Raw genomic sequence first — 6,677 nt, forward strand, 5'->3', positions numbered from 1 at the left:
CTCCTCTTGTGGTGGTTGGTGTCGGGGAGCTGCGAACTCCTCGACACCGTCTCTATCAGGCTTGCCGCAACTGGCTTGCCGTGAATACCGGGCGCTGCTCACAGCGCACTTCAAACAATCCCAAGTCGTGACCGTCCACCTCCTGCAGGTGAATGACGGTGACGAACGTTGGTGTTTCCTCTGGGTGATCCCGCCAGTGAGCGGCGGCAGCCAATTCGGCCAACTGTTCAGCAGTGCACATATCCACGTAGCTCGTGGGCAAAGGAAGATGGCCGGGCAACGTGTTTGCGCAGTAACGAATATTCATGGCCTTGCCCCTTACGCTTGCTGCACCAAGTGGATAACCAGATATTCCGGCAACCCGGAATTGATGCCGCGTGCGCGCAGATCGTGCACCGCTTTGATCTGAGCCCGGGTGCAGTCGTCGGCCAGAAAGTGCTTGGCACCGGCCAGGGCCCGGCTGGCGATCTGGTTCAGAAAGAACGGAGTGGTACAGCTCGCACCGACAATGATCGGGGCTTCGATACCTTGGCTGGCCAGCTCGGTTTGAATTGCCTGCAGCTTGGTGGTTTTGCCTGTGCCTGCATGGCCGGTGATGACTTGTAGTTGCATGGTGTTGCTCCTTCTCGGAGGGAATGGCGGTCAGGCGTTCGCGCTAAAAAGATGTGTGTGCCCACCTGTACGGCGGAACATCCGGAACAACAAAGATGGGATTGGCTGTAGCTCCCGGCCCGCTTGCGTTTTAAGGGTTCGAAGGCCGTTCACCATTCGCCGGAACATACCGGAACATTTTTTTTGACTGATTGGCTGGAAGCCTTGACTGGTAAGGCTTGTAGCGATGTTCCGGGAAACTGGGTAACCGGAACATTCCCGGAACAGCTCAGCAGGAAATGTTCCGGCGCGTTCCGGTATGTTCCGGCAGTTGGCAATGATGTGCTTCTTGTTATCTATATGTTTTTTATAGATATTTTTATAAATACAAATAATGTTCCGGATGTTCCGGCAGGTCGTCGGCCACACACGCATTTCTTCAATTACCCCAATACGCCCCCGCATACGGAGGTTGGTCTCAGCAATGTTCATCACTCTTTACCTCCCTTGCGGAAGACCCAGCAGTTGAGTGGCCGCTTCTCGATACACGATCGGACTTTGCGCACTTCAAGGAAGGTATGTGAGCTGCTTTGCGGCAGGGCGCGTTGTAATTGAGTCGCGTGGATGACTTCCTGGCCAGCGAGTCGGCAGGCGTTGTGGAAGTGTTCGATATTGATAGCGATCAAGGTCCGATCGGAGCTGTGATTCAATGTCTCCAGTGTGTTCTCGCGGACTCCGTCCTGGTCGTTGATCGTGACCACCTTTTCATTGAGGTAGTGATAGATCTGCCAGAACCTGGCTGCCGTCGGGTTTTCACTGCTCACAAGTTGCTGGCGATCAATGGCGCGGGCTTCTACGTGTTTGTACAACTGCTCCATGGTCTGATCGCTCCACTCTGGGAACAACGACTGAGTGGCCTTAGCCGCGGCCATGAGTTGCGCATGGCAAAGCACGATTCGCTGATGCTGGATAACTGAGTTTGCTTGTAGTCGGCTCTCGTACTCTGCAAAGGCTTCAAAGTAACGTGCCAGCCAGTTGCTTTCCTGCTCTAGGCATCGGCGCAAGTAACCTGCAAGTTCTTCAACAGGGATGGCGTTCAAGCGGTTGGCCACGATCTTGCGAGCGGGTGTATGCCCCGCTCGAGTAGCGTGCATGTGAGCAATCCGCGTCAGAATGGCATCTGTACCACCCACCCTGGCGTTCTGCGATATGCACAGTGCAGCAAGGAAAATCAGGCTGTCTGTGTCATTGCTCGATGACTTGATGCCTACTGTTCGAAGCGTTGCGTTATGGTCAAAGAGTGATTTCCAGTTCTCCCAGTTGTATTGGCTCGTCGTTTCGCGGCCTTGCGCGTCAACCACTGTGCTGTCTGATTCGATCAACACCACCGGTAGGTTGCTGACTTGAGATAACGCACGCGTCAGGCCGATGGCACTGGCACCGGTGGTGTTGGGTTTCATGCCTTCATAGTTCGCTCGCCCCAATAACTTCCACAAGAAACGCAGCAAGCTGGATTTGCCGGCGCCGGCATCACCGGTCAATTCAAAGAACAGCCATGATTCTTGGGTCGAGCGGATCTGTTGAGCGAACAGGGAGCCCGTCCACCACGCCAGCGAGGCCAAACCATTCATGCCGTTGACTTCAAAGAAGTCAGAAAACCAGTACGGATCGAAGTCGGCGCCGCGTGTCAGTGTCAGGCTACTCAAAGAGGTTTTCAGACCGGTTTTACCAATCTCCAAATAGCCATGAGAGTTGGCCAAGTGCTCCCGGCCTTTGTGATAACCAAACTTTTGATAGCAGTAGGTCTTGCTCGCTGCATCGTAGCCAACGAAAGGCAGAGCCCGAACGGTCAGAGCGTTTTCCAGCCATTTGCTACGCAACATGGCCAGCACTTTTTCGCCGCCTTCGAAATTTCCACCAGGCGTGCGTTCCAGCAGCGACTTGGAAAAACTACGTGGATCACCGATGGAGTTGGGCGCCAGTGGCTCCCTACAATCCTGAGCGGAATTCGGAAAGTTGAATTGAAAAAAGAACTGCTGGTCACCACTAAGCGCATCCCTTTGGATGTACTCAAAGTGCGGCACACAGTTGGCCACCTGCTTGATATCGCAGTATTTGTCGAACAGTTCTTCTCTGGTTTTCGGCTGAGCGCCTCCGTCCTGCTCCTTGTCCTTGTTGGACTCTTTGCTCAACTCATCGGAGTTGACCTTTGCCGTGTACAGGCGATTGCCAAAATCCAATAGGAAGAAATTCAGGGGCCTTTTCATGTGAAGCAAGAAGGCCTTTTTTGCTGGGTTGGGTGCGACGAACAACCGGCCTTGGTAGCTGGCCTCCTGCATGAATGCGTCGTCCAGCTGACCGTCGCGGTATACGTCGTCCCAATCACGGTCTGTGCCGGCCAGAGCGACCCAGGCGAGCTCATCCATCGCATGCAGCTGCCGACGGTATTTGGGAATCACCAGGTGCCCAGCCTTGTCGTCGTCCAGAGCGATGATCCAGCGCACCTTCTTGCCCTTGTTGGCCTCGATCACGTCCCAAGGAAAGTTGTTCGCCGATATTGAGGCGATCACCTTGTAACCAGCCAGGTGGAGTGCGATCGCGTGGAAGATCCCTTCAACGATGTAGACGTTATCGCCGCTCTCGATTGCCATACCAGGCGGCATCCAGCCGCCCGATCGATAGCTCATGCCTTTCTTGATGCCCGCTTTGTCGCCGCCGTTGGCCTTAACCATCGTGGCGTCAATGATTCGTTCCCAGTAGCCGTTGCATAGAGGAAAGCGGACGGTGTCAGCCCATTGGCCATCCGGCATTTGCCGCCGGGCTTGTTCATACCAGCCCTTCATTTTGCTGATGTCGAAACCGCGGTTGCGCTGCAGGTAGGCGTCAGCAGTAGCGTTCGGATTTAGCTCTGTACGGGGGAAGCGTTCACTGAGGTTTTCGAACAAATAGCTGTAACGCTCGCGGGTCTTTTCTTCGTGCTGGCATTGATTCAGGCGGTTGCATTTGAGTTGGTACGGCTGCTTACGAGCTATGTACAGGGTGCGTTCCCCGCAGCCTGGGCAGACCCCCTTCTGCAGGTACTTTTCGCCGATGTCTTTAAAGTCCAGGTCGTGGTCATGCTCCAGGGCATTGACCACTTCCAGGCGATAGATGTCTTCGAATTGCATTGACCGCCCCTCAGCGCTTAGCGGCGGCTTGTTTGACGGACACACGTTCTGCTTGTTCTGCAGCTTCGATGGCCAAGGCGACCATGTTGATCAGCAGTGCTTCTTTGGACCCCTCGCTCTTGGCTCGAACAAGGATCCGGCCGCGCTCAATGTCGTTCCGGATTGCCCGTTCTGACTGTCCCGACCTACGAGCAAGCTCGCGAACTGTGGTGTAGGGCGTGTCTATGGTGATCTGCATTTGATAAGCTCCTTAGTCATATGTGCAGTAAAAGTACACATATGAGGATACTAAGTACTCAAATGAGTAAGGTCAAGGGGCGTACATGGAACTCGGGCAAAAGCTCAAGGAAATTCGTTTAACCGAGCGACTGACTCAGTCGGAAATCTGCGAAGTGACAGGGATCAAGCTTGGTACATGGAAGGGATACGAATATGGGGCGCGAAAGGAGGTGAGCTCGGGCGAATTGCTGAAGATCACAACCCATCCCCGGTTTATTAAGTACGCGCTATGGCTGGTAACGGACCAGACAGCACCTGCTTGCGGGCAGATTAGCCCGGTGATCGGCCAATGAATCTCGGTGAAAAGCTGCGCCTGATACGCACTCGGGAGCGGCTGACCCAGTCTGAGATGTGTGAACTGTCAGGAATCGGCATCAACACCTGGAAAGGATATGAGTACGGAAGAAGCAAAACAGTGGCTTCATCAGAGCTGCTGAAAGTCACTCAGCATCCCCTGTTCACCAAATACACGCTGTGGCTGATGACCGGCCAGACTGCCCCGGAGGCCGGGCAGATCAGCCCGGTGTAGTCCCGTGTCCATCGAAAAGCAAGCAGACGGCCGGTGGCTGGTCGACTGTAGGCCAGAAGGTCGAAGTGGGCCACGGATTCGTCGAAAGTTCCGCACCAAAAACGAAGCCCAGGTGTTCCTCAACCGCACCATGGGTGATGGTGCAAAAGGTGAATTCGAGAAGAAACCCAAGCTGGACGAGCGCCGGCTGTCTGAGCTGATCGAACGTTGGTACACCCTGCACGGGCAGAATCTCAAAACGGGCGAGCAACGTCAGGCCCTGCTGCTGGCCATGGCCAAGCGCATGGGCGACCCGAAGGTGTTCAAGTTCACTGCAAACCACTTTGCAACCTACCGCGCGGAGCGGGCCGAGGGTAAGCACACCAGGGCGAAGCCCGGGCGTGGGTTCAGCAAAGCGGACGAGAAGCCAAAGCCGATTAGCGCCAACATGCTGAATCACGAACTGGCCTACCTGCGTGCGGTGTTCAATGAGCTGGAGCGCTTGGGCGAATGGTCGGGGGGAAACCCGCTGGAGAAGGTGCGGGCTTTGAAGTTCGACGAAGCCGAAATGGCCTACCTGTCGGGCGATCAGATAGATACGCTGCTGACGGCCCTGGCTGCTACTGAATCCGATGCTGGGCTGATTGCACAGGTGTGCCTGGCCACTGGTGCCCGTTGGGGCGAAGCAGAAGCGCTGCAGTCGCGCCAGGTGCGCAGTGGGTTGATCCACTACAGCAAGACGAAAAGCAGCAAAAACAGATCCGTGCCAATCACCAAGACTCTGCAGGACGCGATGCAGGCGGCCCTGCCATTTCGACCTGGCTACAACTTTTTCCGCAAAGTGGTGGAACAGATCGGGCTGGATCTTCCGGACGGCCAGCTGACCCACGTCCTGCGCCACACCTTTGCTAGCCACTACATGATGAACGGCGGTGACATCCTGACCCTGCAGCGCGTTCTGGGGCACACCACCCTCGCTATGACGCAGAAGTACGCCCATTTCAGCCCGGGGCACCTGGCTGATGTGGTGAATCTCAATCCGCTGGCAAGTCGCAAAGGAGGGGTAAATGGTGAAGGGACCTGATAAGAGTCTGACCGTACTGGAGCAGCGCAAGGCCATGTTTGAAAGCGGCGAGTTGCAGCGCGAGCTTGTAAAGCAACTGATTACACCGCAAGCCCTTGAGGCCATCACTGGGTTCTTGGCATCCCCTGCGATGAAGCAAGTGATCGCTTTCCAGCAGGGATTTGCCAGCGGCGTCATCAAATTTCTGCAGACTCCTGAGGTGCAGTCGGGGCTAAAGGCCATTGAAGGGTTTATGGCTTCGCCTCAGCTCCAACAGGCAGTCAGATCCGCGGCGGAGTTGTCTGCCGCAATGGAGCGGTTTGCAGGCTCACCGCTTGCCGAGTACCTGCTGTCAGGGCGTGGGCCAGATATCGGACAGCTCATTGATGGGGTCGGTGTTGCAACCGTATCGGTCGAGGCGACTTGTGATGCAAGGGTGGTCAGCAGTAACCACTTGGAGCTTGAACAGCAGATCATTGAACGCCTTGATCGTGGCGAATCCCCTGGCGCTCTACCCAAGGATCACAGTCAGTATCTGGCTTTAGTGCTGATGCTGATCATCAGCTTTATGGGTAAGTACATAGAGTTTCAGAGCGCTGCTAGGCAGGAGCTGTGCTTCTTTCAGCCAAAAATTGCACCGATGTTGACGGCAAACCAAGCAGGCAAAGCCGTTCGGAATTTCCTGTGCGAGAAGGATGTGCCTGCGGAGTTGCTGCAGGGCTATCGTCTAGTGAAAGGCGATGATGTTCGGTTACGCGAGGGCCCAGGAATGAAGCACGGGATCATCTCGGTAAGTATCCCAGACCGGTCGGTGCTTGAAGTTCTGGACAGCGGAAACCGTGACTGGCTGCATGTTTCCGTGGTTGGTGAAGACGGTGTGGAAGGTTGGATATCACGAAAGTACACCCACCCCTTGATTCGATAATTATTCTGGCGTGGACGTTTTGTGGACTATTGCGTTTGTGAAATGTTCAGTTTCGACCCATCAGATAGGCGAAAGCCGCGCAATGCGCGGCTTTGGAGTTGGTGGGCCCACACGGACTTGAACCGTGGACCAAAGGATTATGAG

At 55.2% G+C, this 6,677-nt stretch carries 9 protein-coding genes; 4 read left to right on the top strand and 5 right to left on the bottom strand.

Annotation, left to right across the window (positions count from 1 at the left end; all coding sequences use genetic code 11):
* Positions 1 to 55 precede the first annotated feature (55 nt).
* Genes ACM6IQ_RS26750 through ACM6IQ_RS26770 form a run of 5 tightly spaced genes read right to left on the bottom strand, consistent with a single transcriptional unit; the run spans position 56 to position 3,996 of the window.
* Complete coding sequence (locus ACM6IQ_RS26750; RefSeq protein ID WP_157741985.1) at positions 56 to 307, bottom strand: hypothetical protein; 252 nt, start codon at positions 305 to 307, stop codon at positions 56 to 58.
* Positions 308 to 318: 11 nt separating this feature from the next.
* Positions 319 to 612, bottom strand: a complete 294-nt coding sequence (locus ACM6IQ_RS26755) for a hypothetical protein (protein ID WP_414880259.1) — start codon at positions 610 to 612, stop codon at positions 319 to 321.
* A gap of 30 nt (positions 613 to 642) precedes the next feature.
* Entirely contained in the window at positions 643 to 1,083 is a 441-nt protein-coding gene (locus tag ACM6IQ_RS26760; protein ID WP_414880260.1) for a hypothetical protein, read from the bottom strand.
* On the bottom strand, positions 1,083 to 3,758 hold the full coding sequence (locus ACM6IQ_RS26765) for a toprim domain-containing protein (RefSeq protein WP_414880261.1): 2,676 nt from the start codon (positions 3,756 to 3,758) through the stop codon (positions 1,083 to 1,085). Before ACM6IQ_RS26765 ends, ACM6IQ_RS26760 begins: the two co-directional genes overlap by 1 nt.
* A 10-nt stretch (positions 3,759 to 3,768) precedes the next feature.
* Complete coding sequence (locus tag ACM6IQ_RS26770) at positions 3,769 to 3,996, bottom strand: hypothetical protein (RefSeq protein WP_414880262.1); 228 nt, start codon at positions 3,994 to 3,996, stop codon at positions 3,769 to 3,771.
* Positions 3,997 to 4,081: 85 nt separating this feature from the next.
* Between ACM6IQ_RS26770 and ACM6IQ_RS26775 the strand changes: the two genes are divergently transcribed.
* From ACM6IQ_RS26775 to ACM6IQ_RS26790, 4 genes are read left to right on the top strand one after another with little or no spacing between them, the layout of a single operon-like run.
* Entirely contained in the window at positions 4,082 to 4,330 is a 249-nt protein-coding gene (locus tag ACM6IQ_RS26775; RefSeq protein ID WP_095013735.1) for a helix-turn-helix domain-containing protein, read from the top strand.
* Complete coding sequence (locus ACM6IQ_RS26780) at positions 4,327 to 4,566, top strand: helix-turn-helix domain-containing protein (RefSeq protein WP_414880263.1); 240 nt, start codon at positions 4,327 to 4,329, stop codon at positions 4,564 to 4,566. Before ACM6IQ_RS26775 ends, ACM6IQ_RS26780 begins: the two co-directional genes overlap by 4 nt.
* A gap of 4 nt (positions 4,567 to 4,570) precedes the next feature.
* Complete coding sequence (locus ACM6IQ_RS26785) at positions 4,571 to 5,629, top strand: tyrosine-type recombinase/integrase (protein WP_414880264.1); 1,059 nt, start codon at positions 4,571 to 4,573, stop codon at positions 5,627 to 5,629.
* On the top strand, positions 5,613 to 6,533 hold the full coding sequence (locus tag ACM6IQ_RS26790) for an SH3 domain-containing protein (RefSeq protein ID WP_414880265.1): 921 nt from the start codon (positions 5,613 to 5,615) through the stop codon (positions 6,531 to 6,533). Before ACM6IQ_RS26785 ends, ACM6IQ_RS26790 begins: the two co-directional genes overlap by 17 nt.
* Positions 6,534 to 6,677 lie beyond the last annotated feature (144 nt).

It is taken from the genome of Pseudomonas sp. IT-P100, from assembly GCF_949767185.1.
Classification (GTDB): domain Bacteria; phylum Pseudomonadota; class Gammaproteobacteria; order Pseudomonadales; family Pseudomonadaceae; genus Aquipseudomonas; species Aquipseudomonas fluorescens_B.

Bases quoted from the DNA above. Each gene is read 5' to 3' on its own strand.
- ACM6IQ_RS26775 (WP_095013735.1), top strand. From the start codon at position 4,082: ATGGAACTCGGGCAAAAGCTCAAGGAAATTCGTTTAACCGAGCGACTG.
- ACM6IQ_RS26770 (WP_414880262.1), bottom strand. From the start codon at position 3,996: ATGCAGATCACCATAGACACGCCCTACACCACAGTTCGCGAGCTTGCT.
- ACM6IQ_RS26780 (WP_414880263.1), top strand. From the start codon at position 4,327: ATGAATCTCGGTGAAAAGCTGCGCCTGATACGCACTCGGGAGCGGCTG.
- ACM6IQ_RS26765 (WP_414880261.1), bottom strand. From the start codon at position 3,758: ATGCAATTCGAAGACATCTATCGCCTGGAAGTGGTCAATGCCCTGGAG.
- ACM6IQ_RS26755 (WP_414880259.1), bottom strand. From the start codon at position 612: ATGCAACTACAAGTCATCACCGGCCATGCAGGCACAGGCAAAACCACC.
- ACM6IQ_RS26750 (WP_157741985.1), bottom strand. From the start codon at position 307: ATGAATATTCGTTACTGCGCAAACACGTTGCCCGGCCATCTTCCTTTG.
- ACM6IQ_RS26790 (WP_414880265.1), top strand. From the start codon at position 5,613: ATGGTGAAGGGACCTGATAAGAGTCTGACCGTACTGGAGCAGCGCAAG.
- ACM6IQ_RS26760 (WP_414880260.1), bottom strand. From the start codon at position 1,083: ATGAACATTGCTGAGACCAACCTCCGTATGCGGGGGCGTATTGGGGTA.